Genomic DNA, 26,381 nt, shown 5'->3' on the forward strand with positions numbered 1-26,381 from the left:
GATCATGACCGCCCCATTGCCAGGCCACACGGCCAGCAACCTGAGCCGTGTCGACGCACCCGCCTTGCTGCAGGTGAATAATCTCAGTCTCGAATACCGCACGGCGCAGCGCGTGGTGCGGGCTACCCACCAGGTCAGCTTCGAAGTCGATCACGCCGACCGATTCGTTCTGCTCGGCCCGTCTGGTTGCGGCAAGTCCACCTTGCTCAAGGCCGTGGCCGGCTTCATCGAGCCCCAGGAAGGGCAGATCCTGTTGCAGGGCCAGCCGGTCAAGGGCCCCGGCCCCGACCGCATCGTGGTATTCCAGGAATTCGACCAACTGCCGCCGTGGAAGACGGTGAAGCAGAATGTGATGTTCCCGCTGCTGGTGTCTGGTCAGCTCAAGCGCGCCGAGGCCCAGGAGCGCGCCCTGCACTATTTGAACAAGGTTGGCCTGGCGGCATTCGCCGATGCCTACCCGCATACCCTGTCGGGTGGCATGAAGGCGCGGGTGGCCATTGCCCGGGCACTGGCCACCCAGCCCAAGATCCTGCTGATGGACGAGCCTTTCGCCGCGCTCGATGCACTGACCCGTCGCAAGATGCAGGAAGAACTGCTGCTGCTTTGGGAAGAGGTGCGTTTCACCCTGTTGTTCGTCACCCACTCCATCGAAGAGGCGTTGGTGGTGGGTAACCGCATTCTGCTGTTGTCGCCGCACCCAGGGCGGGTGAGGGCGCAAGTGCACAGCCATCAGTACGACCTTGGCAGCCTGGGGGCTGCCGATTTCCAGGCCAGCGCCCGGCGTATCCATCGTCTGCTGTTCGACGAGGCGGACGCACCCGAGCAGGCGGCCGACCTCGGCTTCAACGATATTCGCATCGCCTACTGACAGGAGCTCAGCCATGACCACTACACCTGTACGCCAGGAATACGAGGTGCCGCTGGAGCCGCTGCTCAGTGTGCCTCTTGAACGTCGACTGCCACTGGCCCAGCGCCTTTGGCAACTGGGCGGGTTGCGCAAGGCGGTGATCCTGATCGCCATCGCCGCCCTGTGGGAAGCCATCGCCCGCTACCAGGGCAATGACCTGTTGTTGCCGAGCTTTTTGCAAACTGCAACAGCGCTCTGGGACGGCATGTTCAGTGGTGAACTGCCAGCCAAGGTCGGCGTGTCGCTGGTGGTGTTGCTCAAGGGCTACGTGCTCGGCATCGTCCTGGCGTTCGGGCTGACCAGCCTGGCGGTATCGACCCAGCTCGGACGCGACTTGCTCGGCACCCTCACCTCGATGTTCAACCCATTGCCGGCCATCGCCCTGCTGCCCTTGGCCTTGCTGTGGTTCGGTCTGGGGGACAACAGCTTGATCTTCGTGTTGGTGCACTCGGTCCTTTGGGCGCTGGCGCTCAATACCTATGCAGGGTTCCTCGGGGTATCGGACACCTTGCGCATGGCCGGGCGCAACTACGGCCTCAAGGGACTGCGCCTGGTGTTGCACATTCTGGTGCCGGCAGCGTTGCCGTCGATTCTGTCGGGGCTGAAGATCGGCTGGGCGTTTGCCTGGCGTACCTTGATCGCGGCGGAACTGGTGTTCGGCGCCAGCAGCGGCAAGGGCGGCTTAGGCTGGTACATCTTCCAGAACCGCAACGAGCTTTACACCGACAAGGTGTTCGCAGGCTTGGCCGTGGTGATCCTGATCGGCTTGCTGGTGGAAGGGTTGGTGTTCAACACCTTGGAGCGGCTGACGGTGCGGCGATGGGGAATGCAGCGGTAGATGACGGTGCAAACGACCTTTGCCAAGCCGCGCGGCGGGAGCCCCCTCCCTTGGCGCGACTGGCTTTGGCCTAAAGGCGCTCAATCCGCATCGGAGTCGAACAACCGCTCCAGCTCCATGCGCGCCTCCTTGGCGGTCTGCATGACTTTTGCCCGGTCATCGCGCACCTGTCCCTGAGCAACCAGCACTTCTTCATCATGCTGGGTGAATCGTTCGATGCGGTCAGTGGCCTGCTCTTCGCTCAAGCCCAACCCAACCAGAGCGCGGCGTGACATTTCCAGGCTCGAGTAGAACGTCTCGCGAATCGGTTCGGCACCCACGTCCACCAGCTTGTGCACATGCTGACGGTTGCGTGCGCGTGCCAGCACCTTCAGGTGGGGGTACAGACGCTTCACGCGTTCCGCCGTGCGAGTGGTGATTTCCGGATCATCTGTGGTGATCACGAAGTACTCCGCTTCGCCGACCTTGGCCGCGTGCAGCACTTCAGGACGCAGTGGGTCGCCGTAGAACACCGGAGCCTGCTCGAACATGTGCGTCATTTCGATGGCGTCCACCGACGTTTCCAGGGCAATGAATGGGATCTTCTGGGCCCGCAGGATACGCGACACGATCTGCCCCATGCGGCCCATGCCGACAATCACCACGCGTGGCGTACCAGCATCGATGGACTTGTACTGCTCCGGCACTTCACGCGGTGGCTGCGGGCGTTTCAGTGCCCGAGCGCAACCGAGCATCAGCAGCGGCGTGATGGCCATCGACAGGGTGATGGTCATCAGCAGCAGGTCGTAAGTCTGGGCATCGAACAAGCCCTGGTCCTTGCCGAGCTTGAACACCACGAAGGCAAACTCGCCACCCGCCGCCAGGACCATGCCCAGGCGCAGGGCGCTGGCGCTGTTCAGGCCACCGGCCAAACGTCCCACCCCAATCAACAGCACCAGCTTCACTGCCACCAGCAACAGTGTCAGGCCCAGCAGTACCAGCGGCATGTCCAGCAGCAGGCGCAGGTTAGCGCCCATGCCCACGCTGATGAAGAACAAGCCCAGCAGCAGCCCTTTGAACGGTTCGATCTGCGATTCCAGCTCGTGGCGGTACTCCGAGTCAGCCAGCAGCAGGCCGGCAAGGAAGGCGCCCAAGGCCATGGAAATACCGGCTTGCTCCATCAGCCAGGCGGTGCCGATGACCACCAGCAGCGCCGTGGCGGTGGACACTTCCGGCAGTCCGGTACGGGCCACTGTGCGGAACACCGGACGCAGCAGGTAACGACCACCGACGATCACCACGGCGATACTGGCAAAAACCTTGAGGCCATGTTCCAGACTGTCGCCGTGGCTGGTGTCAGGGCCGCTCGCGGCCAACAGCGGTACCAAGGCAATCAACGGGATGGCGGCAATGTCCTGGAACAGCAGGATGGCGAACGCCAGGCGGCCATGGGGGGCATTGAGTTGCTTGCTTTCGGCCAGGCTCTGCAGGCCCAGGGCGGTAGACGACAACGCAAGGCCCAGGCCCAGCACCACGGCGGCGGGCAATGACTGGTCGAAGCCATACAAGGCAATGGCACCGATGACCGCGCCGGTCAGCAGCACCTGTGCAGTACCAACGCCGAACACCGATTTGCGCATCAGCCAAAGGCGCCGAGGTGACAGTTCCAGGCCGATGATGAACAGCAGCAGGACGACTCCCAGTTCCGAGATGTGGGCGACGCTTTCGGTGTCGCGAATCAGGCCCAACGCCTGCGGGCCGATGGCCACGCCGGCCAGCAGGTAACCAATGACGGCGCCCAGTTGCAGGCGCTTGGCCAAGGGCACGGCGACAACGGCGGCGAGCAGGAAGATGACGGCGGTTTGCAGCAGGCTGCTTTCATGTGGCATAGGCTCGGACTCCATGAGCTGCCTGGGCAGCGAGGTACAGGATGAATACGCATTTTGCGGACTGTGGCCGGGTACGACAATCCCGCGGCGAGGGGACAGATTGTCCCATCATGGAAGACAATCAATGCCCGCCAAACTGCGCCCGATACTGCGCCGGCGTCATGCCGATTCGCTCGCAAAATACTTTGCGCATGTGCCGGTCGCTGCTGAATCCGCATTGTGCCGCCACGACTTTCAATGGCAGGTCGCTCTCTTCCAGCAGCTTGCGCGCCCGGTCTATACGGGCATTCTGCAGGTACTGCATGGGTGTGATGCCGACTTCGCGCTGGAAAGCACGGGCGAAGTTGCGGCTGCTCATGGCCACCCGCTCAGCCATTTTCTGCACCGTGAAGGGTTGCTCGATATGGTCGACGATGTAGGCCTGAGCGCGGGCGATGGGGGTGTCGTCCCGAGGTACAGCTGCCAACAGCGGCCCATACGGCGTCTGCCCGCCCTGGCGATGGCGGGCTACCAGCAACACCTTCGCCACCTCCAGGGCAAGCGACTTGCCGTGGTCTTCCGCCACCACGGCCAATGCCAGGTCGATACCCGCGGTGATGCCGCCGGAAGTGATCAAATTGCGGTCGATGACGTAGATCTGCTCGGTTTCCACTTTCGCTTCAGGAAAGGCCCGGGCCAGGCGCTCTACGTAGTTCCAGTGAGTCGTGCATCGATAACCGTCCAGCAACCCGGCACGCCCCAGCAGGAAGACGCCCGTGCAGATGGCACCGAACCGTCTGGCGCTACGCGCCGCCTGGGGTAACCAGCGCTCCAGTGCGGGCAAGGCGACATCGTAGGCCCCCGGTCCACCCGGCACCAGCAGCAGGTCGACCGCCTCGGGCAAGTCTTCGAGGGGTGCATCGGCCAGGGCCTTCAACCCACAGGATCCGCGAATCGCGGCGTGCCCTTCGGCCACCGTGATCAAGCGATAGTGTCGATCCTCCGGTAAGAACCGGTTGGCGATGGCAAAGGCATCCAGCGGGCCGGTGACATCCAGCAACAGCACATCATTGAACAACACCATGGCCACGGTGCGGTGAGCACGATTTTCCTGCATGCCTTTCTCGCCTTGATACGGGCCCGTTCAGGGGCCGACTACTGAACACGAAACTCATCTTAGGTTATCGGTCTGGCAGGGAGGGCCAGTAGTGCAGGTTTAAGAACTATTAAGGTTCGGCTCAGGACTTTGTCATGCTCCGGGCGCGAGACTTTCTCCATTGAACAGGAGAGTCGCCATGCACCCGGACCCTTGCCCTCCCGGCGCCCTGACCCCCGCCCGCCTGCATCAGGCCAAGGAGCTGATGCTGCGCAGCTCGTTGTCGATCATCGAGATTGCCGGGGTGTGCAACCTCACCCGCAGTCACTTCTCGCGCGCCTTCAAGGTCACCACGGGTCTCTCGCCCCAGGCATGGCGTTTGCTGGCGCGGATGGAAAAGGCCAAGCGCCTGCTGGCCACCGAGGCGCCGATCACCCATGTGAGCCTGGAGTGCGGTTTTTGCGATCAGGCCCACTTCACCCGTGCATTCAGCCGTCTGGTCGGACAACCGCCCAAAGCCTGGCGCCAGGCAGCCAAGGCCGAGCCCCTCGGCGCACATCCTTAAGCCGAAAGTATCCGTCGGTATAGCCACATAGGGACAGTACCGGCCCCGTTCACCCAACCCAAGGAGTCACACTCATGAGCCAACCAGACTACAAGCGCCTGAACAAAGACGACGCAGTCGTACTGCTGGTCGACCACCAGACCGGCCTGATCTCGCTGGTGCAGGATTTTTCCCCCAACGAGTTCAAGAACAATGTGCTGGCCCTGGGCGATCTGGCCAAGTTCTTCGGCTTGCCAACCATCCTCACCACCAGCTTCGAGCAAGGCCCTAACGGCCCGCTGGTGCCAGAGCTCAAGGAAATGTTCCCGGATGCTCCCTACATCGCACGTCCGGGGCAGATCAATGCCTGGGACAACGAAGACTTCGTCAAGGCGATCAAGGCGACCGGCCGCAAGCAACTGATCATCGCGGGTGTAGTGACTGACGTCTGCGTGGCGTTCCCGACCCTGTCGGCGCTGGCCGAGGGCTTCGAGGTGTTCGTGGTGACCGACGCCTCGGGCACCTTCAACGAAACCGTGCAGCAGGCTGCTTGGGTACGCATGACCGAGGCGGGCGCGCAGATGATGAACTGGTTCTCGGTGGCCTGTGAGCTGCACCGTGACTGGCGCAACGATATCGAAGGCCTGGGTAACCTGCTGTCGCAGCGTATTCCCAACTACCGCAACCTGATGAACAGCTATGCGGCCCTGAGCGCCCGCTGACCTTACCCAGTCGCCGGCTAGCCGGTGGCTACGCGAGGGGAGGCTGGATCGGTACGCTGAATCTGATCCGGCATCCCCCCAGCTCCGACACCAAAGCTTGCAAGCGCCCGCCGTGGGCCTGCACCACTGAATTGCAGATCGCCAGCCCCATGCCCAATCCACCCGACTTGGACGTGTAGAAAGCCCCGAACACACGCTCCCGTTCTTCTGGCGCTATGCCTGGGCCGTTGTCATCCACGCAGATTTCCACCGTATCGCCCACCACTGTCGAGACAATGCGTAGCACGCCGTCACTGCGGTAACCCGCCAGGGCTTCCAGGGCATTGGTGATCAGGTTGTACACCAATTGTTGCAACTGCACCGGATCTGCCATGACGCTCACTGCCGCGTGCAATTGGGTACTCACCTGCACCCCACACTTGAGGGCATCGGCGGAGGTCAGGCGGACCACTTCAACGACTAGCTCATCGAGATTCATGGCCTTGCGCTGCATCGGTGACTGTTTGGCCAACGAGCGCAACGCCTGGACGATGTTCGCGGCCCGCTCGCTGTCAGCACGGATGTCTTCCAGGCCGGCGATGGCTTCGGCCAGGTCAGGCTCACCGCGCTTGAGCCAACGAAGGCTGGCCGCGGCGTTGGAGGCTATGCCCAGCAGCGGTTGGCTGATTTCGTGGGCAATGGACGCCGACAGTTCGTTCATCACCTGCAGGTGCGCGCTGCGGGCCAGTTCGGCGCGCGACCGACGCAGTTCGGCTTCCATCTGGGCGCGGGCCTGATTGTCCTCGGCCAGGCGTGTATAGAACTTGGCGGTCTGCAGCGACACCGCCGCCTGTGAGGCGAGGATTTCCAGCATGGCCAGACGCTGGCTGCCGAACAGGTTGGGCACCAGACGGTTTTCCAGGTAGACCAGGCCGATCAGCACGCCCTGGATCACCAGGGGCAGGCACAGCACGGATCGCGCGCCGCGGGCCTGAAGCTCCGGGCGAAAGGCTTCCGGGCAATCGTTCGCTGCGTCGTTGAGCGTCAAGGGCTTCTTGGTACGCATGGTGGCATTGATGATCGACAGTGGCGCCTGGGTCCTGAACGTCTGGCAGTCATCCAGCCGGACATGCAGGCCCGCGTCGTCGATATAGGACAGTGCTGCCATCTGGAACTCGGCACCGCTGACGATCAGCAGGGCACCATGGTCGGCACCGGAATGCTGGGTCAGGTGGCCCATCAGGGTTTCGATCAGCCCTTCGAGCAGCACTTCTTCGGACAGCGCTCGCGCGGCTTCGATGCCCACTTCCAGGTCCAGCCGGGCCTGGCTGGAGGCGCGGTAGGTTTCCTGCACCGGTTGAGTTCGCAGGAATGGGTGTAAGGTCTCCAACTGGCGGACCTTGCCTGTCGCACCCCAAATGTGGAAGCAGTCGCGTGCAAGTCGCAGGTGCAGGTTGGCACCGGAGATCAGGCCGCTGGGGATGCACACTTCGGCCAACTGTTCGTGGGCGAGCGCCTGTTCGTGAATGAAGCCGGCGGCAGTGGCGGCGATCTGGGCCTGGTCGAAGCAGCGTATGGCTGCCAGGCCGTCACCGTTAAGCTTGGCGATGACGCCTTCGATCAACAACAGCTTGTTACGGAACGTGATGGGGTTGAACTCGGCCCATTGCGCGAAGCGCTCGCGCAGTTCGCCCAAGGTCTTGCGTTTCATCTCGGGTGTGCCAGGCGCTTCTGGGCTGCCCAGCGCCAGACCGCGAAACAGCTGGTAGTCGGCCAGGTTGATATGCGCCGGGGCAGCCCAGGCATGTGTTCCGGCTTCGTCCAGGCTTACGATCGCCTGGCATATATCGCCCAGGTAGAACGCGGACATACCGTTGAACAGCGCCTGGAAGAACCGCGTCGTTCTGGAGGTGCCGAGTTCGTGCGTGAGGGTCGCTGTCGTGCCTGACGTCAAGCCACTGCGGCAAGGTTCGGCAGTGCTCATGTTGGCAACGAAGTGTTGTTGCGCCAGGAGGATGCGTTCGATATCCCGATAGCCGTAACGGCGCACGGTGTCGAGGCCCTGTTCTACCTCGGCAGCGACTGTTTGCAGATGGTGGCCCATGAACAGCGAATCCGACACCAGGTGGTTGCAGGCATAGCAGGCCATGGCCAGGTCGCCGCTCAGGCGCGCCGAATCGATGGCTTCGAGTGCGGTGCGTCGGGCGAACTCCATCGGGGCGGTCCAGGCACTGACTTGGTCCAGCGCGAGCAGGGCGCTGGTCAGGTCGGCCTCGAACCCCTGTCGCTCGATCAACTTGAGCGCGGCCAGGCAGTAGGCGTGCCCATCATGATAGGCGGCGAAGCGTTCGGCATTCATGACCCCGAACCAGGCCAGCCCATAAGTGCTGCCAGGGGCCACGCCATATGCCAGGGTCAGCTCCATGATCTTGGCCAGGTGCAGGCAGCACAGGTCATCCTCCACGAAGAACGACGAAGAGAGCGTCGCCAGCAGTTCTATCGCGACGATCGCGTGCTCGGCTTCGGCCTTGGGCAGCGATTCGAGGCAGTGGCGACCTTGCTGCTCGATCAGGCCGCGTATCCGTGCATATTCGCTCTCGACCATGTGCCTATCGTTGCCGCGTGCCAGCGAGATACCCAGCAGACCAAGGCCTGTCAGGGCTGCATCGATGGCGGTTTCATAGTCGGAACGCAAAGTGTGCAACCGTGCCTCCAGCCGGTAGGCGCGGGCGTGCAGCAGGGGTGTGCTGGCGCGTTGTCGGCATTGGGCGATGTGTGCTTCGGCTTCGGGCATGCGCGACATCAGCATGTCGCACTCCGCCGCCAGGGCGGCGAAGGTGAAGGCCTTGGCCCTGTACGTTGCTGATTCGCAGCCTTGCCTCAGCAGGGCTTCACCGGCTGCCAGGTAGCTGGCGGCTTGCGCGTATGAGGCGTCATCGCGGGCCCGAAGCGCGGCGTCCTCCAGCATCGTCAGGAACGTTGAGTATTCATCTGCTTCGAAGGCCTGCAGGCTGGCGCGTTGCACCTGGTTGGCGATATCGAGCACGGCATTGTGCAGGTCGTCCTGCCAAACCTCGCGCATGGCCTTGGCGATACGTGCATGTTGCGCAGCTCGTTCGCACTCTGGGGTCAGTTCGTAGGCAGCTTGCATGACCCGGTCATGGGCGAAGCACAGGCCTTTCTGGCTGGGCAGCAGAAAGCCCGCGTCGACCAGTGCCTTTAGCCGTTCACCGAGACGGGGTACGCCGCAAGGCAGCGTCTTTTCAAGCAAGCGCTCGTCGCAACGGCCGCCTGCAGCACTGGCAAGGCGCAGCACATCGCGTTGGGCAACCGGCAGGCGTGTCAGGCGATCGACCATCAGGTCGGCGACGTTGTCGGCGTAGCGATGCTGCGACACGGCCTGTAAGGACCACGTCCAGCGCATGGTCTGGGTGTCGAAGGTGAGCAGGCCATCTTCGACCATGACCTGCAGGATCTGGTTGATGAAGAACGGGTTGCCGGCGGTCTTGGCGTGCACCAGTCGTGCGACCTGTATCGCCTCTTCGGGCGGCACATGGTAGCGCTCGCCGATCAGATCCGACACCGCCGCAACGGAGATCGGGCGTAGCTCGATGGTCGTGATGCGCACTTCCTCGGGGCGAGTCGGTAGGGCATGGGCGGGTGCTGGATCGTTGCGCCGGGCGAGGATCAACAACAGGCCGTCGGGCGGCTGCGCGAGCAGTTCTGCTAAAAGGTGCAGGGTTGCGCTATCGGCCCACTGCGCATCATCGAAAAACAGCACCAAAGGCTGGCCGGGCCGGCTGAACACCCCTAGAAACTCGACCACCGCCCGCAGCTCTTTCTGCATCGCAAGGCGGGTGGGTTTTTCCGGCAATTCCGCCATGGGCCCGATGATCAATTGCAGGTCAGGGGCGAGCTTGCCCAGCAGCCGTCCGCGTCCCTTGAGGCGACGCAGGATCTTGTGTCGCAAGGAAGCCAGGTCTTCGCTGTTCTTGGCCAGCAGCTGCGTGGCCAACGAACCCAGTATGTCCAGCCACGGCGCATAAGGCGCGCCTTGTTCCAGGCAGGTGCACTTGCCAGATGCCCAATACCCCTCGGCGTAAGTCTTCAGTGCGGCATGGACCAGGCTGGACTTGCCCATGCCGGTGGCACCGTTGACGAACAGCACTTGGGGCTTGCTGTCCCGGCGCAGGGCCCTGAACAGTAGGCCGATGGTTTTCAGCTCGGCCGTGCGTCCATGAAGTCGCTCGCGGGTGGGTGATATCGGTTCGGCGCAGCCAGGCGTGAAGTGATCGAGGGGCTCTTTGGCTGGGTAATGTCGGCGGCAATGGGCAAGGTCGATCGCCAGCGCCCGTGCACTCTGGTAGCGGGCATCGGGTTCCTTGGCCAGCGCCTTGTTCAGCACTTGGCTAAGTGCCCGTGGCACCTTGGCGTCGACTTCGCAGGCCGTTCTGGGCTGCACGCCAGCATGCAGTTGGCGCCAGTGCGACATGTCACGGCCTAGCAGAGGCAGTTCGCCCAGCAGCAGCTGGTAGAGGATTGCGCCCAAGGCATAGATGTCGCTGCGCCGGTCGCTGACGCTGCCATGGGGGCAGACCTGCTCTGGGGCGAGGTAAGCCCAACTGCCTACCGGTGTCTGCTGTTCGCCGACCAGCTCCGGTGGATCGGCATGGAAGCCGCCGATCTTCACGCCCAGGTCGTGCTGGACGAACACATGCTGAGGTTGCAGGGCACCGTGCAGCACGTTGCGCTCGTGGGCCTGAGCCAAGGCCGTGGCGGCGTTGGTCGCCACGTCGAGGAACGTCGATAGCGTGATCGGGCCAAGCTCCGCAAGGTCATTGATCGAGCGACCTGCCGGATAGATCAGCAACGGGCCTTCTGCGGAGCGGACGAAGGCTGAGGGAAGTACAGCCCATTGCGGGTCCAGCTGAAGGCGGTAGTTGCGTTCGAGGCGCCGGCAGGCGGCAGGGGCTGCGAGGGCCGCGCGAATCGCTACCCAGGCCTGTCCCGTCGCACTGTCGCGCAGACGGAAGTAGGTCAGGTCGCCTTCCTGCCCCAAAGGCGTGATGTCGCAGCGGCCCAGCCAGCCGTCGTCGATCGACTGGTCATAATCGATGGGCCTGTAGGCAAGGCGTTCATCGAGCATAAAGCACCCCTGCTAGCGACATCCAAGGGCGCGAGTATACGCAGCGCGAATGCCCCGCACGCTCTGGCTGGCCGGTTTGGCAGGATCGGGAACCATCTTGACCGTAATCGGCCCCAGGGTGGCGGCGCTGGCTTGTATAGTCCAAAGGCCAACCTATCCCTCGGGATAATTGTATGAATGTGGATGCTGGCCTAGATTGCACGGGGCTGCGCAACCGCCCGGACTCGCGAGATTCGAAAAGATCATGATCCGTATAGGCAATGCCCAGGTGTCGCTGGAGCGGCGGGAAGTGTTTCTGGACGGCAAACCGCTGCCCTTGGGTGGGCGTGCGTTCGAGGTGCTGGCGACGCTGATCCGGGCCAACGGCCGGGTGGTGTGCAAGGACGAGCTGTTCAGCCAGGTCTGGGCCGGCACAGTGGTGGAAGACAACAACCTGCAGGTGCAGATTTCGCTGCTGCGCAAAGCCTTTGGTGACCGGGGCCTGATCCAGACCGTTCCCCGCAGGGGTTACCGGCTGGCGGCGCAAGTGTCCAGCGATGTGGCTGCGTTGGCGCCAGGCAGATCGCCGCTTTCAGCCACTGCTGGGCCGCCGCAGGACGACATCGAAGCCGTGATGGTGCTGGTGGTCGATGACGACCCGTCGGTACGCACGGCCCTGGGCCGGCTGTTCCGTGCCGAGAATATTCCTCATCGGTTGTACGCCTCGGCGGAGGAACTGCTCGAACAACCCTGCGACACACCCTACGCCTGCCTGTTGCTGGACATGAACCTGCCGGCTGCCAGCGGCCTGGACGTGCAGCAGGCGCTGCGCAGGCTCGATGTTCCCTGGCCGGTCGTGTTCATGACCGGTTACGGCACCATCCCTATGACCGTTCAGGCCATGCGTGCGGGTGCTGTTGAATTTCTCACCAAGCCGTTCGATGAGTACGAGCTGCTGACGCTGCTGGGGTCGGTACGTGCGCGCGCCTTGGCGCAGGGGCGCAAATGGTGGGATACGCGTCAGGTCCGGGAAAAGTACCGGCGCCTGACCCAGCGCGAGCGGCAAGTGTTCTCGCTGGTGGTAGGGGGGCTGACGCACAAACAGATCGCCAAGACCATCGGTACCAGTGAAGTGACGACCAAGGTTCACAAGAAGAACATCATGAACAAGATGCAGTCGCGCTCGCTGGTCGAGCTGGTCGCCATGCACCATGTCATCGATGCCGGCCCCCGCCTTGAAGACCAGGGCGTTGCATGAGCGCAACGGTATGCATCGTCGATGACGATGCTTTCGTGCGCAGAAGCCTGGCCAACCTGTTGCGTTCGGCCGGCTTCGACACCTTGCTGTTCGGGTCGGGTGCGCAGCTGCTGGCTTCGCCCCAGGCGCGTGGGGCGGGGTGTGCCTTGCTGGACTTGAGAATGCCTGGACTGACAGGTTTGCAGGTCCAGGGCGAGCTGGCCCGGTTGGGTTGGCAGCTGCCCGTGATCTGCATGTCGGCGCATTGGGATGATGCGGCCTTGGAAGCTTCCCAGCGCAATGGCGCGGTAGCCTGCCTGGGCAAACCCTTCAATGAAGACGTACTGCTGAAGGCGGTCGAGGCTGCGTTGGCCTTGAACGTGCGTTGAACGTTCACGAGCCAGGCCGCCCAAGCGGCCTGTCCGTGCGCGTCGCCTCAATTCTGGTTGGCCAGGTTGGTGTTGGGTTGGCTGTAGCTCAAGGAGCGGACTTGGCCATTGCTGTCGCGGTAGGTCAGGGTGGCGGTAGTGGTGTGGCCTTGAGCGTTGGCTGGCGTTTGCACGGCGATCACCTGGGCAATATCCAGCGCCATGCCGTAATGGTAGGGCGTGGCTTCGACGGACTGGGCGAAAGCGCCGGTGCTGGTGACCAAGGCGAAGGTGGCGGCGGTGAGTGCTTTGCTGAGGGTCATGATCGTTCTCCAGGTTCAGTGAGGTGGGTGACGACTGCTTGCTGTCTGGAGTTAATATTGCGCTCAATTAATTAGCGCGCAAAATAAAATACCACTATGGCCTGCATTGACTTCGCCCATCGGCGAATCTGCACACGTCGATGAGTCAGGTGCCAGGGCGATACTGGAGGGCTTCGGCCAAATGAGCCCTGGCTATCGAGTCGGTTCTGTCCAGGTCAGCCAGCGTCCGCGCGACCTTGAGTAGGCGGTGCGCAGCCCGTAGCGACAGGGTCAGCCGTTCGCAGGCGCTTTCCAGCCAGGCCTGGTCAGCTGCAGTGAGCTCGCAGTGACGGCGCAAGCCATCGAGGTCGAGGAAGGCATTCGCGCAGCCCTGGCGGCGCTGCTGCCGTTCGCGGGCCTCAGCCACGACACGGGCGACCTTGGCGCTGGTGTCGCCACAGGGGTGGTTGTCGAGTGTGGTGGCTTCGCGCGCCACAGTCAGGTGCAGGTCGATGCGGTCGAGCAACGGGCCTGACAGTTTGTTGCGGTAGCGCTGGATCTGCTCTGTGCTGCAGCGGCAGCGGCCTGAGGGATCGCCGAGGTAGCCACAAGGGCAGGGGTTCATCGCCGCTACCAGTTGGAAACGGGCAGGGAAGCGCACTTTGTCCTTGGCACGGGCGATGACGATCTCGCCGGACTCCAAGGGTTCACGCAGAACCTCAAGCACCCGTCGCTCGAACTCTGGCAACTCATCGAGAAACAACACACCATGGTGCGCCAGCGTGATTTCGCCGGGTTGCGGCCGGCTACCGCCGCCTACCAGCGCAGGCCCGGATGCTGAGTGATGGGGGTGGCGGAACGGACGCTGCGGCCAGCTTTTCAGGGGCGTGTGCCCACTGATCGACTGGATAGCCGCGACCTCCAGGGCTTCGTGCTCGTCCAGCGGCGGCAGCAGCCCTGGCAAGCGACTGGCCAGCAAGGTCTTGCCGGTACCGGGTGGCCCGGTGAACAGCAGGTTGTGCGCGCCAGCGGCTGCCAGCAGCAGTGCCCGTTTGGCCGCGACCTGGCCTTGTACTTCGCTCAAGTCGGGGTAGGGCCGACTTTGCAGCAGCAGGCCATTGGCGGCATATGGCGGCAACACCACCTGGCCGTTGAGGTGGGCGACCAACTCTAGAAGGTGCCCCACTGCGTAGACCACCAGGCCACCCGCCAGACTGGCTTCTTCAGCGTTTTCCTGCGGGACCACCAAGGCCCGACCTGCTTCGCGCGCTGCCAGGGCGGCCGGCAGTATCCCCTGTTAGTCGGACCTGGACTCTGCACATGATTTATGTAGCGGGTTATTAGTTTTATGGTCGCATGCAGATAGTATTTTGAATACCGATTATTTTTTCTGATAAATATCAGATAGTTGGCCAGGGGCTCTTAATATATGTGAGCTTTGCTAGTTATAGGGAAGGTCGCATTAGTGAGTGTGCGGGGCACGCCTGAAAGTCTTTAGATAGAGAGCTTGAAGTGGAGAGACACAACGCGGTGTTTATAGATATGTGCTGTAGGTGCGATTCAATACATAACATGTAGCTGTAAGAGGCCTGTATTGGAAAACCCACTACTGGCTTAATTTGCATATATGGCTATCCTGAGATCCACTATCTGAGGTGGGTACTCATGACTACTCTTCTGAACGTTGATTTCACCAGTTCGTTAAATCCAACAATATCTGAAATCCCTCATTCCGTCCCCCAGCTCTTTCTGAGTGATATGCAGCCTTTTTCGTCAGCCAACAGATATCTGCGGAATTGTTCTAGGCGAATGTTGCCAAAGAGTTTGAATACATTGGCGGAGCATCTCAAAGAGTTATCAAGTTGGCTTGAAGGCTCTGGGCTGGACGTCGAGGATATGACCGAAGTTTACTTTGATGCGTACGTGGACGCTCTGTGTACATATCGCCGTCGGACTGGTTGTCCTCTAAGTTGGAATACGGTGAACGCTCGTGTTGGTGGGGCGTATCGATTCTTAAGATGGGCCTTAAAAAATGGTCACTGCGCAGACCTCAAAGATAGCGATGTGGAAAATTCATACCGCTCTTCGCGTAAGAAATACCTTATGAGAGGACACCCGGCGAAAAAGCTCGAAGAGCCAGTTCGATTCTTGCAATTGAGCGAAGCAATCAAGTTTGTCGAATATTTGGCGGATTGTGACAGCACAGTTGATGCCGGAATTAGGTTCCGAAACAAGCTGATGGCTTCCTTGATGCTCCAGGTTGGGCTTAGAGTTTCTGAGGTTATCAATTTCCCACTAAAAGATCTTCCTGAGGTGAATGCTCGTGGGTATTTTACTCCAGCTAGGGTCGTCGGGAAGGGTATGAAAGCCCGATGCGTTTTAATTCCGAATTCGCTACTCTTGAAGCTTTGGGAGTATGTGGATTTTACTCGCGAGAAGATATGTGAGTCGGTGCTTGTAAGGCCCGATTCAGTGGGCTTTTTATTTTTGAGTATTGAAGGAAACGCTGTTACTCGTAACTGGATGGAAAAACAATTCGCCCTAATCAGCAAGAGGCTTGGCATTAAGTCAACCCCGCACTCTCTCAGGCACACATTCGGAACATATCATTATCTGCTAAATAAGGATTTGCCCAGTCTTGCAAATCTTATGGGCCATGCCAGCGAGAACACAACCCGCAGATTCTACGTTCATACTGCAATGCTCGTATCGTATGCCGGTACCTACAGTGCTTTCCAAGCCGAGATAGATCGACTCATAGGAGGCAGTGGCTTTGTCGGATAAGTATAAAACACTGGGATTTATCAAGCGCGCTGAGGCAGTGGTCCAGGAGGAACTCAGATTTTCAGCCGTTTGTAAAAATACCGGTAGGGAATACAGCTACGATTTTAACTCCAAGAAATATGCTCGCGAGTGCCGCCGTATCTGCGAGGTTTTTGTCTGGGCACTGTATAGACGTCGAGACTCACTAGGGCATACATCCAGGGTGGCAGTAGTAGAGCGAGCAAGTTGTTTTTTTAAGTTTTTGGCGGTTTCAAACATTACTTTGCCTGAAGAGCTAAGTGATGCCACGTTGGTTGAATTTTCGCATTGGTTAAAGACGCAATCTGGACAGAGTTACCCTACTGCAGCTAATACGTATCGCAGCCTAACTACAACTTTCAAGGAAATGAGCCGTCATCCTAAGGTCTCTAGCGAATTTGTTGTTCAAAAGAATTCATTCCCTAAAGCGTCAAGCCAGGTAATGACATCTCAGGGTTATGATGAACATGAGCTGAAAGCTATTTTGAAAGCCGCGGTGCTGGGCGTGCGCGAGAGTGCAGCGAAACTAGAGCGAGCTTATCAGCCGAAGTGGATCGGATTCCCACCTCCTTTGGATGATGTGGCTCCACAGAATGTCAGGGGGAGACATTCCATTTGGCAGAGTAAAGAACATAGGATTTGGTGGTGGGAGAATAACTGTGGCTTCCAGAGAGTAAACACTGCTTTTTTGCGCGGTAAAGCACAAGGGCAAGATTTTCTTAGTGGTATGTCGCCAGAAGGGCGCGGGTCGGTTGCATTGCTGGAAAAATTCTATGACGAAATTGGCGCAGGAAAAGCGTACGAACCGCGCTATCTTGGCGCGCCGTCGCCTATTAAATATAGAACGCCCTGGGCAAAAAAAGAGTATTTAGAATGGTATTGGGAAAATCATCTCGATTGCCGTCCCCTGACTCGTAAGGATGTTAATAAAAAAACATACAAATTTCTTCGGGCCATCTCAGATAATTTCAATGGCCGTATCAAGCAATTTTTTAATTCGCTGGGTGTTGGGAAGTGGATAGGAGCATCGGATCTAATTCCGTATTACTTGATGCTATTAATCCGTACGGGGCTGAATCCATCCACGATCCAGAGGTTGACGATTTACTGTCTGAGCCAAGACCCTACGGATAACGAAAAGTTTTTCATTAATTGGGAGAAGTTTCGTTCATCCAAACGTGGTGCCACCATTCCTTCTGGTTTGGGTAATGATAAGTGGCCGGTGTCGATAATTAAACGCGTTATCCAGATTACCGAAAGCATCCGTGAACCTGGTCAGGTTGAATTGTGGATTGGGAATGCAAACAGACACAAGAGAACCCTGCCATTACAAAATAGCGCCTTCAAACGGGGCTTGCAAGAATTCTCACGCAAGCACGACTTGCGTGATCGTAATGAAAAGCCTATGAGTATTCATGCAGGTCTACTCAGGCCGACGCTAGCCTGGCACGAGTACGTGAGAACTGAGGATCTTAATTACTTAAATCAGTTGTTAGGGCATACTAAAATGTCCACAACGGCTGAATATATTAGGCGCGTTGAAGACCCCGTTCTTCGCACTAGGCGCGGAATCCACCAGGATGCAATGTTTCTAGGATTGCTGACAGGCGAATTCAACGCGCTGGATAAATCGTCAGGGTCGATGATCACATCCGAGTGCGTCTTGAATCACTGTAGGGACCAGTTGAATTCGCCTCAGCACGGGCAAAAAATCGGCGTGATTTGTACCAGTGGTCATGAGGTTTGCTTGGGTTGTCAGAACCTTATTATTACCCTCGAAGATATCAAGAAGTATATGTGTTTTATCGCGTTTCATGATCATTTGTTACGTGCGGGTGATATCAATGATGCGGAATATTCTCAAGCAGTTAGTGAAAAAAGGTACTTTTGGGAAACATATATTTTTCCAAGATATCCTGAAGATGTGGTTCAGCGCATAGCCACTGACGCACGCCGTTCCCCTATCGAAGCCTGGGATATTGATAAATATGAGCAAGATAAGCAGATTCCCTAGTGCAGGAGCCCAATTGGCTTCAATTAAGGCAGAGAGTTTTCGCCCGTCGACGCTAGTCCTGATGGCTGAAGAAGTTCGAAATGAGATTAGGGTCTCACGTAAATCTCTCTATGCGGATCACGTATGGGATTTCTCCGAGGAAAATCCGTATCTGTCAGCTAAGTCGGCTGTTATCACCTTCGCAAATCTCAGCTTTGAGGATGGAACGAGATTAACGTGCGCCAGTAATCGGCATTACTTGATCGCCGTTAAAGAGTATATTTATTCTTTGATTGTGAACCCGCCATACACAAGGCCGACTTTGTCATCAATATGCCAGTCGATGAGAAAAGGTATTCGGAACTTGTTGCTTTACATGTGGCGAACCGGTGTGCAGAGGTTTTCGGATCTTACTCAAGCGGATATGCAATCCTTTACTTGCTCCATCGCAGGAAAGTCGAATGGTTCTGGTGGCCCATTGACAGACCGTACTTTAAGAACACGGATCTATGGCTTGCCTTGGCTGTATGAGCAGTCCAGGTCGAGGAAGCTGTCTGATGGATTGACTGTATGGCCTTTCGGCGATTGCGAGTCCGGTAGTGAATGGAGTAAAGCAAACGCGCAAAAAGTTATGGATCGGACGGTATTTACCACGCCCGAAATGCCAGATGAGGTAGCAGTCAAAATCATCCAAAAAGCGGTTGAAGAAATAGAAATTTCCTATTTCATCGAGGAGGTCAGGCGCGCCCAAGAAAGCCAGAAGATAACTGGGCGCAAGATGATCATCCAGACAACGTATGGCAAGGTGATGTGCGACACGCGAAAATTCCCATGGAATAAGTACGGACTGTCGTCACAATGGGATCTTCATGCGCTTGTGCAGCGAGTTCAAACGTCGGGTTACATACTAATTGCATTTCTGACAGGAATGCGGTTCCACGAAATTATTAATATAAGAAAACATGATTGCTGGATTAAAAGCACGGTTAATATTAACGATGCTATGAGGTCGTTCTGCTTTATCAAGTCGACTACCACCAAGCTCGAAGCTGTGCCTGTTGTCACTGAGTGGCAAACGGTACCTTTTATCGAATATGTCATTGATGCTTTGAGGCGATGTTTCCGTCATAGCTCTACTGAAATTAGCTCGTGGCTGTTCAGTTCTCGTGAGGGAGGAAGCCGCCTAGGTATAAGTACTATCAATTTTCGATTGAAAAATTTTGTTGAGTTGCATGATATTCGTTTCAATGGTGAGTTGTGGTCGTTGGCAACCCATCAGTTTCGGAAAAAACACGCGCGACTCATGATTCGCCAGGGTTTGGGTTTGATGTGGCTAAAGGATCAACTTAAGCATTGGGATGTTGAAATGACCAAAGGCTACGGTGATTTAAGCCTCTATACTGAGCTTCAGCAAGAAAAATTTGCTATGTCATCTGAAAAATATGCTGAGCTGATAGGTAGTCAGTTGCCCATAATCGGAGGCGGTGCGGATGATATAAGTGAGATACGCAAGATATTCTCGGGAATGATCGCCTCTGAAAAAGAGGAGTTCCTGGCCGAATTGCCCAAAAAGGCATTGATTGAGCAGACCGACGATGGCCTTTGCATGTATCGTCCGAGCAAGGCTATGTGTGGGGGGGATCGGAGAAATTGTCGCCCTGCCGATTGCAACAACTCTGTGATACCAGCGCTGAGTCTCAAGCGGACAATTAAATGGCGTTTGAGTGAAAATGCTAGGTTAAGAACATTCTTCAGTAATGAACCGCATAAGATTGCGCATCTAGACGATCGTATCGGTGAGCTTACCAAATTGTTGAGTCAACTCGAAGGCGTCGGAGGTACGTGATGAAAAACAAACCGAGAGGAAGCCAGGTTGGTCTGAAAAAGAACAGGGAAGACACGAAGGCAAAAAATACTTCCGCCATGTGGGCTGTGATTCAACGACTTCGAAAGGAAAAGTCGTCGGTTGTCTGGAGCTACAAAGAGGTGTGGCAGGGTGCCGGGCTCAAAAGCCATGTGCCACTCTCAAGCCCATGGAATGTAAGCGTGCGAGGTGCAATCGACGCGCACAATGCTGAGGTTCAGCAAAGGATTGAACAGGGGCCTCCGGTATTGGCTCAGCGCCGGACACAGAGAGATGCCAATCGCGAGCTGCAGAAACAGATCAAGGTACTAACAGCCGAGAGGGACCTGGCGCTATCCAAAATCGCCGTGTACGAAGCTGATGCCGATTACTACCGTGCCGAATGCCAAAAGCTTGCTTTGATCAACACCCGGCTTCGTCAACAGCGATCAGGTTAACCGTCACTAGGCCGTCACATGCGATATCAGGGGTAAAGCTCACTCGGGAGAAGTGAAGGGCGACTGCATACCGTCAATGTCCTCTCGCACCCTCTGCAACAAAACGTCCGGAGATACACCATCTTTGGCAGCATAGGTATACACGAGCAACGTGATCGGATGAACCCTTAGCATCGGTGCGAGAGCTTCGAGTCTGTCGATGGTGGGAGAATGTATGCCCCGTTCGAGCGTACTGATGTACGTTCGACCACTGACATCCGAAAAATCCTCCTGACTGAGTCCATTACGGGTCCGGAACCAGCGGAACACCTTCCCGAAAGCCTTTTTCAGTTCCATTTGCACAATCCGCAAAAGGAACGATGAAGCCGTTTTGAATAGTATATCGCTACACAGTATACTGTTCATTTTGAGGCATTTTGGTATGTTCGTTTCTGACAGCAGGGCGGAAGTCAGAGGGTTGGCTCCGCTTCTTGAGCCCGGCCAGCAGGGTTGGCACGTCATGCTGAAGCCACAAATTTCACCATGGTTTCACGCCACGGTGATCAGAAGGGATGAGGGCTTCGAATCCCGTCATGTGGTGTTTATCGACTCTTTGCCCACCCTCGGTTTTTGGATTGAGCAGGTGGAGGGCGAGGTGCGCTTGGAGTCTCTCCAGCTGGTTTCACCTGGGTGGCTGAATGGAAAACAATCTTGGGAAATGGATGTTCTGACGGAGATAGCCCAAAATCTTCAGAATGGTGAGACGAGGTTGTCTCTTCAGGATGGCAGGGTATTGTTTTTCCCAGATGCCAAGCCAATCAGTCGGGAAGGCTATTCAAAAGTCATTTACCGCTCAGTGCCGGCAGACGGTCGTCGCGATGCCCGGAATTCATAAGGCAGCGTTGACTGCGTAGCCATTGCGCGTCGAAATCAGAGGCAAGGAGGTTAATGTTCGATGCCTTCGCCACAAGACATTCTCCCGCCTGATCATCAAGCGTATACGGATGCCGTAGAAGCTATGCGTCTGTACTACGAGGCGAAAGCAGCGGGGCTACCTGAGCAAGCAGTCGAGCGCTTGAGGCTAATCGCTGAGGCGCAATTCCAGGCGCTTAGCGATTACCAGCTTAGTGCCTGGGGAATGCAGTCAAAGCCAGTCCATTGATTACTAGCTCTTGCTCGGTTTTAGGCCCTCGCGGACTTCGCTTTGCGACCTCGTCTACCTCACTCGCGCTGCAGTCTTTAACTCGAAGCCCATTCACTGACGAGGTTGCCGCCTATCCCGTGGGTGAATCGTAAAAATCTAGACAGGAATAGGACGCCGGTGGTGTTGCCAAAGGGCGAGCAAATTTTGAGGGGTAGTCGCAGCGATCCTTTAGCTCCCAGCCTTGCGGCATTGGGTTCAGAATCCGACCGGCTATGCCCGCCGTCACTACCGCAGAGAAACCAGCTTCCTCTGCTGCCAAAATTGCGGGGGGCTTTTGCTGGTAGCCAGTCCCGACGGATGCGCAGTTGCAGTCCTCAGCTGTAAGCATACACAAACTGGCAGGCGTGTCAGTCAAATTGGAGGGCCGCGCCTTAACGCGCTAGAAAACGCGCCCATCCTGTACTCATCAGAGTTAACTCCTCGTCCGGCCGGACGTGCAAGGCAAGCCGTACTTGGCAGCCTAAGGTAGCTCTCCAAATCGCCTTTCAGCGTTTCAGCCAAGAATGCTACTTGCTCGACGCCAGAGGATGCGGGCATTCACCGCACGTCCTAGCGACCGATATTGACTGGTATTCCCCAGCTCCAAGGTATCTCCTGCGAGCTTCACCGTTCGCGGTTGCACCTGGCCTATCCAATTCGGAAACATCGAGACTGCGATGGTGTGGGTGAGCTCACCCGAGTGCTCGTCTACATTAAAGGGGCCGCTGTAGGAAATGTACGACAGGCCTTGAGAGCGGTACTCCGCATCAGTGCCCTGGAACCAGTCACCTGAGGAAAACAACGCCCGATTCGGCATGCTCAACTGAGCCGACATATAGCCATCTGCCGAGTAGATTATGAATCCTTCAGGATTTTCACCGAAGGGATATACAGGGGCAGATCCGTCCACTGGGTATTCTGTGTAGGTTTCGAGAACCCAGGTTCCAATCAGTTTTTCACGCATGCTCATGGTCGTACCTCACATCGTCTGCTGCATGTCGTTGTCGATGGGCAAAAGCTGTCCAGAGATGGACTTGCCTGCGTCTGATGCTAGGAAAACTGCTAGTTCTGCAATGTCCTTCGGGTCCACCAGGCGTTGGAGGGATTGAACAGAAAGCGCCTTGCTACGTTCTTCCTCCACGGAGTTGCCGCTGAGATTGGCCCTGCCTTTGAGCACGTTCTCAAAGCGTTCCCCTTGGACAGCTCCGGGCAGAATGGCGTTAACACGAATGCCATACGCGCCGAGCTCACGTGAAAGGCTCTTGGTGAAGCCAATCAGTCCCCATTTACTCGTCGAATAGGGGGAGCGATCTGGGTAGCCCAGTCGTCCCGCAACAGAAGACATGTTAATGATTGTGGGTTGGGATGAACGCTTGAGAGCAGGGACGGCCAAGCGCGTAACGTTGAAGGTCCCATTCAAATTTATCTGCATGACCTTGTCCCACTCATCGGGATCAAGTTGCTCAACGGGAGCGGTGGGACCGGATGTCCCGGCGTTGTTGACGAGCACATCTAGACCCCCCATGGCTTCGATAATGACCGGAATATCGAGTTCAAGGCTTCGGCGATCAGATACATCGCATACTGCAGTGCGAATACCAGGATGCTCTACATGAATGCGACTTAAGCTCACGGTGTCGATGTCCACTACCGTGACGTCAGCACCGCGGCTGTTGAAGGCCAGAGCGATCGCATATCCAATACCAGATGCTCCCGCCGTTATCAGTACTTTCTGCTTTCTCATGATTGATCCCCATAGCGTAGGTCTGCCAGAACATTAAAATCTTGCGGAGCTATCCATGAAATTGTTTATCGTTATGCGACCTATCATCGGGGTGGATTGGTTATGGACCTGTCGCGTATTGATCTCAACCTTTTGGTTTCGCTGGACACGCTACTGGCTGAGTTGAACGTGACCAAGGCAGCATCACGCCTTCATATCAGCCAGCCCGCGTTGTCTGCACAGCTTTCTCGCTTGCGCGAACTGCTGGGCGATCCGCTGTTGGTCCCGATTCAGAAAGGCCGGAGCATGACCCCCACCGCCCGGGCATTGGCGCTGCGGGGACCTCTACGTGCAGCCCTGATGACTCTCGGTTCAGTCATTCAGAGTGAGTTGGGATTCGATCCTTGGAATGACAAGAGAGTCTTCCGCATAGCCGCCTGTGATACCGCCTTAAGCACCATTTGTGAGCCCTTGATTGCATCGATCGCCAAGCACGCTGGTACCCAAATTCAGGTGTCTCTCAATGCCGTTGATCCTGGGCTCATAGGAAGGCAGATGGAGGAAGGTATTTTCGATCTGCTGATCGACTCTAGCCGCGGCGTTCCTCTGGGGATGAGATGCACGGCACTTAGGACCGATGAGTTCGTCATGGCGCAGCGCAAAGGGCACCCTCGTGGAGGCGAGCCTATTACCCTGGATGGGTACTGTGATCTCAATCATCTTGTCGTATCGCCAGAGCGGGAGAGCTTTAGGGGCTATATGGATGAGTATTTACGCTCCGCCGGCATGAGCCGAAGGATCTACCTTACCGTACCGACCGCCGGGATGGTCCCAGGGATTCTGATGTCCACGGACTTGGTCTGTACGATGCCTCGCATGCTTATTCAGTCCCAGAACGATGCCATCCTGACGTTTGAGTTGCCATTTGAAAGCGAGCCTTTCCAACTCATGATGGCTTGGCATCCGAGGGATGATGCTGACGCGGCTATTCTCTGGCTGCGTCAGTTAGCTCAAAATCTGGCCGCACCACTTCAAACCTCACCGAGCGATGCCAAATAATTTCGTTATCTGGATAGCGGCTACTGGGCTTGGATAGTCACGCTCGAAGCCGAGCGGATAATTGGAGCTGTGGCCGATGCGCCGGTCACACCTCAACGGCTTTCAAGAGCCTCACAGCCCTGACAAAGAAAAAAAGAGGGTTTGCTTCATGCCAGGTACGATGTTGGCTGCTCGCCTCCACAAAGTTGGTGGCAAATTTACCGTGGACGAAATTCCGCTTCCTGAAGTTGGCGAGCATGACGTCCTGGTCAAAACCGCCGCCTGTGGCGTTATCCCAAATCTGCGTAACGTCGTCACAAATTTCCCTGAGTGGTACCCTTTCCTACCTCTTCCTGACTTGCCTGCTGTGTTCGGGTTGGATGCCGCAGGTACTGTGGTATCGGTTGGGCGCTCTGTGAAAGATTTCAAGGAAGGTGACCGGGTCTATGTTAATCCAGGACTGAGTTGCGGTGGCTGCAAACAGTGCCTGGCCGGCCTTCCGACGCGATGCGCGAGCTACACCTTCATGGGTTATTTTGGATTTAGCCCGCTCTCGAAAGAGGTATTTCGCGAGTATCGTCATGCAGGGTACGCCCAATATCTCCGTGCACCTGCGCGCAACCTGATCACTTTGGCTGATGATTTGCCGTTCGCAGTAGCCACGCGCCTTGGATACCTATGTACTGCTTACTCTGCGTTGAAAAAGCTCGAACTCACGCCAGGTAAGAGCTTGCTGGTACTGGGAGCTTCTGGAACCCTGGGTATCGGTGCGACGCTTGCCGCAGTAGCGATGGGCGTGACAGACATCATCGTGGCTGCACGAGATGGGAGTGTACTCGAACGGCTTCGACAATTGGCCCCAAAGCGCATTCGTACCCTGCAGATTACGAGTACCGATTTGCGTTACAGCATCCGCGAAATGGCTCCGTTAGGAGTTGATGCGGTCGTTGATACGCTCGGCGCGAAAGCTCCCGCGGAGCTTTCTGTTTCGTCGATGAATGCCGTCAAGTCGGGAGGAAAAATCGTGCAGATCGGCGGTGTAAGCGGACCTATTCCTATCGATCCACACCCGTTCATGTGTACCCAGCTTCAGTACATCGGCTCATTGTGGTTCACCACCGCAGAAGCGCAGGAGTTGATGGCGTTGATCAGAGCGGGGTTGCTCGACACTAATCAGTGGGCGTCTCGGCCTTATACATTAGACCAGCTCAACCAAGCCCTCGAAGACATCCAAACCGATGCCAGCGGCTTCTTGAACTACCACATCGTGCACGACTAACGGCGGATCATGGCGACGACACAGATCGTCGCCATGACATTGTTCTCGACTCCGTTTTGTTGCTAGGTTGCTCGTATAACTTACTGCCGTTTTTGAGGGCTTTCCCATGACCTGGCCCAACGTCGCCCCGTTCATACCTTCAGATGAGGTCCTCGCTGATTTCAGTGTGTGCGAGTCGTCCGACCTAGAAGAGGCGGTGCTTTGCGGTGAGCGGATGTTCTGCAAGAACCGGCTTGAGAAAAAGGGAGTCGACTTTAAAGCTAGATTTTTTTATCGATCGGCCGGCGAGGCAGGGGTTGCCAGAATGTCATTCGGGGGGGAGATCGCCATCAACCCAGGAAAGCTGGATGACATCGTACTGATCCAGTCGGTCCTCACAGGCCATGAGCACGTGATCAGTGATCAATTGCGCCTCAGCTGCAACCCAGGACATGCTACGGTTTTTAACTACCATCGAAACTCCTTCTTCAATCATTTCCCTGGCACTGACAAGCTGCTCGTTCGCATTGATCGAACGCTGCTGGAAGCCGCGCTTCAACGTCAGCTGGGGAGGAGTATCAAGCAAGACATTTACTTTCAGCCTCACCTGCCCACGGATACGTCCGCTGGCCAGAACTGGCTTCAGACGCTGGGGTGGGCTTACAGCCAGTTATCATCCAGCTCTTTAATTTCCTCGCATCTACAACGCCAGATTGGTGAGGTGCTGGCTTCTTCTTTGCTCGAGTTTCATGAAAGCAACCACAGCCAGGCGCTACGAGAGTCATCCGAAAAAATGGTAGTGCCTGCGGTTGTTCGGAAAGTTGAGGCGTTTATGGAAGAGCACGCTCAGGAGCCCCTCACAATCTCGCAGATTGCACGGTACGCTGGCGTGACTGCTAGAACAGTCCAGCTGAGCTTTCTACGCTTCCGCGGATTATCACCGATGCAGTACTTGAAGGAGATTCGTCTACAGCGCATTCGAATAGAGCTGGAAACTAAGAGTTTAACGGGCCTTCAGGTGTCGTCTATAGCATTGAAATGGGGCTTTACCCATTTAGGTCGTTTTTCCGCGGAGTACAAACAGAGATTCGGAGAATCACCCTCAGCTACAGTGAGGCGCCGGTGAGCCGGTGGCCGAA

The 26,381-nt window shown here is 57.2% G+C and carries 22 protein-coding genes and 1 pseudogene; 15 read left to right on the forward strand and 8 right to left on the reverse strand.

The genetic code is table 11. The features are described from left to right. Positions 1 to 4 precede the first annotated feature (4 nt). Both P3R38_RS00755 and P3R38_RS00760 read left to right on the forward strand, forming a co-directional pair. Entirely contained in the window at positions 5 to 868 is an 864-nt protein-coding gene (locus P3R38_RS00755) for an ABC transporter ATP-binding protein (protein ID WP_104883075.1), read from the forward strand. A gap of 13 nt (positions 869 to 881) precedes the next feature. Next, positions 882 to 1,745, forward strand: a complete 864-nt coding sequence (locus P3R38_RS00760) for an ABC transporter permease (protein WP_277686728.1) — start codon at positions 882 to 884, stop codon at positions 1,743 to 1,745. Between the two features lie 80 nt (positions 1,746 to 1,825). Here the strand turns inward: P3R38_RS00760 and P3R38_RS00765 are convergent, their stop codons facing one another. Both P3R38_RS00765 and P3R38_RS00770 read right to left on the reverse strand, forming a co-directional pair. Beyond that, on the reverse strand, positions 1,826 to 3,613 hold the full coding sequence (locus P3R38_RS00765) for a monovalent cation:proton antiporter-2 (CPA2) family protein (protein ID WP_277686729.1): 1,788 nt from the start codon (positions 3,611 to 3,613) through the stop codon (positions 1,826 to 1,828). 121 nt (positions 3,614 to 3,734) lie between these two features. Continuing rightward, positions 3,735 to 4,709: a GlxA family transcriptional regulator gene (locus P3R38_RS00770; RefSeq protein ID WP_104882309.1), complete on the reverse strand. Its 975-nt coding sequence runs from the start codon at positions 4,707 to 4,709 to the stop codon at positions 3,735 to 3,737. Between the two features lie 178 nt (positions 4,710 to 4,887). Between P3R38_RS00770 and P3R38_RS00775 the strand changes: the two genes are divergently transcribed. Continuing rightward, positions 4,888 to 5,253, forward strand: coding sequence for an AraC family transcriptional regulator (locus tag P3R38_RS00775; protein ID WP_023378092.1), 366 nt, complete (start codon positions 4,888 to 4,890; stop codon positions 5,251 to 5,253). 74 nt (positions 5,254 to 5,327) lie between these two features. After that, positions 5,328 to 5,954 (forward strand): isochorismate family cysteine hydrolase YcaC, encoded by a 627-nt coding sequence (gene ycaC / locus P3R38_RS00780; protein WP_023378093.1) that lies wholly within the window; start codon positions 5,328 to 5,330, stop codon positions 5,952 to 5,954. Between the two features lie 28 nt (positions 5,955 to 5,982). On the opposite strand, the gene P3R38_RS00785 is transcribed toward ycaC, so the two are convergent. Continuing rightward, entirely contained in the window at positions 5,983 to 11,079 is a 5,097-nt protein-coding gene (locus tag P3R38_RS00785) for an ATP-binding sensor histidine kinase (RefSeq protein WP_277686730.1), read from the reverse strand. Positions 11,080 to 11,323: 244 nt separating this feature from the next. On the opposite strand from P3R38_RS00785, the gene P3R38_RS00790 reads away from it, so the two are divergent. Further along, complete coding sequence (locus tag P3R38_RS00790) at positions 11,324 to 12,316, forward strand: response regulator (protein ID WP_023378095.1); 993 nt, start codon at positions 11,324 to 11,326, stop codon at positions 12,314 to 12,316. Continuing rightward, positions 12,313 to 12,684 (forward strand): response regulator, encoded by a 372-nt coding sequence (locus P3R38_RS00795; RefSeq protein WP_023378096.1) that lies wholly within the window; start codon positions 12,313 to 12,315, stop codon positions 12,682 to 12,684. The genes P3R38_RS00790 and P3R38_RS00795 overlap by 4 nt, the downstream gene beginning before the upstream one ends. A gap of 47 nt (positions 12,685 to 12,731) precedes the next feature. Here P3R38_RS00795 and P3R38_RS00800 read toward each other — a convergent pair whose 3' ends face one another. Both P3R38_RS00800 and P3R38_RS00805 read right to left on the reverse strand, forming a co-directional pair. After that, a complete protein-coding gene (locus P3R38_RS00800) occupies positions 12,732 to 12,986 on the reverse strand; it encodes a DUF2790 domain-containing protein (protein ID WP_023378097.1) in 255 nt (84 codons plus the stop codon). A gap of 145 nt (positions 12,987 to 13,131) precedes the next feature. Continuing rightward, a pseudogene (locus tag P3R38_RS00805) lies at positions 13,132 to 14,262 on the reverse strand (YifB family Mg chelatase-like AAA ATPase); the annotation flags it as partial. A gap of 368 nt (positions 14,263 to 14,630) precedes the next feature. On the opposite strand from P3R38_RS00805, the gene P3R38_RS00810 reads away from it, so the two are divergent. The 4 genes from P3R38_RS00810 (at position 14,631) to P3R38_RS00825 (ending at position 20,061) form a co-directional block, all read left to right on the forward strand. Further along, the gene (locus P3R38_RS00810; RefSeq protein WP_277686731.1) at positions 14,631 to 15,749 is read left to right on the forward strand and encodes a site-specific integrase; all 1,119 of its coding nucleotides are present in this window, start codon (positions 14,631 to 14,633) and stop codon (positions 15,747 to 15,749) included. After that, a complete protein-coding gene (locus tag P3R38_RS00815; protein WP_277686732.1) occupies positions 15,739 to 17,781 on the forward strand; it encodes a hypothetical protein in 2,043 nt (680 codons plus the stop codon). The genes P3R38_RS00810 and P3R38_RS00815 overlap by 11 nt, the downstream gene beginning before the upstream one ends. Before the next feature lie 61 nt (positions 17,782 to 17,842). Further along, the gene (locus P3R38_RS00820; protein ID WP_277686733.1) at positions 17,843 to 19,606 is read left to right on the forward strand and encodes a tyrosine-type recombinase/integrase; all 1,764 of its coding nucleotides are present in this window, start codon (positions 17,843 to 17,845) and stop codon (positions 19,604 to 19,606) included. Then, a complete protein-coding gene (locus P3R38_RS00825; RefSeq protein WP_176511371.1) occupies positions 19,606 to 20,061 on the forward strand; it encodes a hypothetical protein in 456 nt (151 codons plus the stop codon). The genes P3R38_RS00820 and P3R38_RS00825 overlap by 1 nt, the downstream gene beginning before the upstream one ends. Before the next feature lie 39 nt (positions 20,062 to 20,100). On the opposite strand, the gene P3R38_RS00830 is transcribed toward P3R38_RS00825, so the two are convergent. Further along, complete coding sequence (locus P3R38_RS00830) at positions 20,101 to 20,397, reverse strand: helix-turn-helix transcriptional regulator (RefSeq protein ID WP_176511372.1); 297 nt, start codon at positions 20,395 to 20,397, stop codon at positions 20,101 to 20,103. Between the two features lie 85 nt (positions 20,398 to 20,482). Between P3R38_RS00830 and P3R38_RS00835 the strand changes: the two genes are divergently transcribed. Both P3R38_RS00835 and P3R38_RS00840 read left to right on the forward strand, forming a co-directional pair. Further along, the gene (locus P3R38_RS00835) at positions 20,483 to 20,935 is read left to right on the forward strand and encodes a hypothetical protein (RefSeq protein WP_176511373.1); all 453 of its coding nucleotides are present in this window, start codon (positions 20,483 to 20,485) and stop codon (positions 20,933 to 20,935) included. A gap of 60 nt (positions 20,936 to 20,995) precedes the next feature. After that, a complete protein-coding gene (locus P3R38_RS00840; RefSeq protein ID WP_236193417.1) occupies positions 20,996 to 21,202 on the forward strand; it encodes a hypothetical protein in 207 nt (68 codons plus the stop codon). Positions 21,203 to 21,737: 535 nt separating this feature from the next. Here the strand turns inward: P3R38_RS00840 and P3R38_RS00845 are convergent. Beyond that, positions 21,738 to 22,193 carry a lipocalin-like domain-containing protein gene (locus tag P3R38_RS00845; protein ID WP_176511374.1) on the reverse strand — a complete coding sequence of 152 codons (456 nt, stop codon included), beginning with the start codon at positions 22,191 to 22,193 and terminating at the stop codon, positions 21,738 to 21,740. 9 nt (positions 22,194 to 22,202) lie between these two features. Beyond that, complete coding sequence (locus P3R38_RS00850; protein WP_176511375.1) at positions 22,203 to 22,967, reverse strand: SDR family oxidoreductase; 765 nt, start codon at positions 22,965 to 22,967, stop codon at positions 22,203 to 22,205. Between the two features lie 102 nt (positions 22,968 to 23,069). On the opposite strand from P3R38_RS00850, the gene P3R38_RS00855 reads away from it, so the two are divergent. The 3 genes from P3R38_RS00855 to P3R38_RS00865 all read left to right on the forward strand — a co-directional run bounded on the left by P3R38_RS00855 (position 23,070) and on the right by P3R38_RS00865 (position 26,368). Further along, the gene (locus tag P3R38_RS00855) at positions 23,070 to 24,005 is read left to right on the forward strand and encodes a LysR family transcriptional regulator (RefSeq protein ID WP_277686734.1); all 936 of its coding nucleotides are present in this window, start codon (positions 23,070 to 23,072) and stop codon (positions 24,003 to 24,005) included. A gap of 76 nt (positions 24,006 to 24,081) precedes the next feature. Continuing rightward, complete coding sequence (locus tag P3R38_RS00860; RefSeq protein ID WP_236193416.1) at positions 24,082 to 25,263, forward strand: alcohol dehydrogenase catalytic domain-containing protein; 1,182 nt, start codon at positions 24,082 to 24,084, stop codon at positions 25,261 to 25,263. A 106-nt stretch (positions 25,264 to 25,369) separates the two neighbouring features. Continuing rightward, a complete protein-coding gene (locus tag P3R38_RS00865; RefSeq protein ID WP_176511377.1) occupies positions 25,370 to 26,368 on the forward strand; it encodes an AraC family transcriptional regulator in 999 nt (332 codons plus the stop codon). The last annotated feature ends 13 nt before the right edge of the window (positions 26,369 to 26,381 follow it).

It is taken from the genome of Pseudomonas sp. NyZ480 (genome assembly GCF_029537255.1).
In the GTDB taxonomy this organism is placed as follows: Bacteria; Pseudomonadota; Gammaproteobacteria; order Pseudomonadales; family Pseudomonadaceae; genus Aquipseudomonas; species Aquipseudomonas taiwanensis.

Excerpts from the sequence above, each read along its gene's own strand:
- P3R38_RS00850 (WP_176511375.1), bottom strand. The coding sequence starts at position 22,967 with ATGAGAAAGCAGAAAGTACTGATAACGGCGGGAGCATCTGGTATTGGA.
- P3R38_RS00775 (WP_023378092.1), top strand. The coding sequence starts at position 4,888 with ATGCACCCGGACCCTTGCCCTCCCGGCGCCCTGACCCCCGCCCGCCTG.
- P3R38_RS00770 (WP_104882309.1), bottom strand. The coding sequence starts at position 4,709 with ATGCAGGAAAATCGTGCTCACCGCACCGTGGCCATGGTGTTGTTCAAT.
- P3R38_RS00810 (WP_277686731.1), top strand. The coding sequence starts at position 14,631 with ATGACTACTCTTCTGAACGTTGATTTCACCAGTTCGTTAAATCCAACA.
- P3R38_RS00825 (WP_176511371.1), top strand. The coding sequence starts at position 19,606 with ATGAAAAACAAACCGAGAGGAAGCCAGGTTGGTCTGAAAAAGAACAGG.
- P3R38_RS00820 (WP_277686733.1), top strand. The coding sequence starts at position 17,843 with ATGGCTGAAGAAGTTCGAAATGAGATTAGGGTCTCACGTAAATCTCTC.
- P3R38_RS00800 (WP_023378097.1), bottom strand. The coding sequence starts at position 12,986 with ATGACCCTCAGCAAAGCACTCACCGCCGCCACCTTCGCCTTGGTCACC.
- P3R38_RS00845 (WP_176511374.1), bottom strand. The coding sequence starts at position 22,193 with ATGAGCATGCGTGAAAAACTGATTGGAACCTGGGTTCTCGAAACCTAC.
- P3R38_RS00785 (WP_277686730.1), bottom strand. The coding sequence starts at position 11,079 with ATGCTCGATGAACGCCTTGCCTACAGGCCCATCGATTATGACCAGTCG.
- P3R38_RS00795 (WP_023378096.1), top strand. The coding sequence starts at position 12,313 with ATGAGCGCAACGGTATGCATCGTCGATGACGATGCTTTCGTGCGCAGA.
- P3R38_RS00865 (WP_176511377.1), top strand. The coding sequence starts at position 25,370 with ATGACCTGGCCCAACGTCGCCCCGTTCATACCTTCAGATGAGGTCCTC.
- P3R38_RS00765 (WP_277686729.1), bottom strand. The coding sequence starts at position 3,613 with ATGCCACATGAAAGCAGCCTGCTGCAAACCGCCGTCATCTTCCTGCTC.
- P3R38_RS00855 (WP_277686734.1), top strand. The coding sequence starts at position 23,070 with ATGGACCTGTCGCGTATTGATCTCAACCTTTTGGTTTCGCTGGACACG.
- P3R38_RS00860 (WP_236193416.1), top strand. The coding sequence starts at position 24,082 with ATGCGCCGGTCACACCTCAACGGCTTTCAAGAGCCTCACAGCCCTGAC.
- ycaC (WP_023378093.1), top strand. The coding sequence starts at position 5,328 with ATGAGCCAACCAGACTACAAGCGCCTGAACAAAGACGACGCAGTCGTA.
- P3R38_RS00755 (WP_104883075.1), top strand. The coding sequence starts at position 5 with ATGACCGCCCCATTGCCAGGCCACACGGCCAGCAACCTGAGCCGTGTC.
- P3R38_RS00760 (WP_277686728.1), top strand. The coding sequence starts at position 882 with ATGACCACTACACCTGTACGCCAGGAATACGAGGTGCCGCTGGAGCCG.
- P3R38_RS00840 (WP_236193417.1), top strand. The coding sequence starts at position 20,996 with ATGCCTTCGCCACAAGACATTCTCCCGCCTGATCATCAAGCGTATACG.
- P3R38_RS00835 (WP_176511373.1), top strand. The coding sequence starts at position 20,483 with ATGTTCGTTTCTGACAGCAGGGCGGAAGTCAGAGGGTTGGCTCCGCTT.
- P3R38_RS00830 (WP_176511372.1), bottom strand. The coding sequence starts at position 20,397 with ATGGAACTGAAAAAGGCTTTCGGGAAGGTGTTCCGCTGGTTCCGGACC.
- P3R38_RS00790 (WP_023378095.1), top strand. The coding sequence starts at position 11,324 with ATGATCCGTATAGGCAATGCCCAGGTGTCGCTGGAGCGGCGGGAAGTG.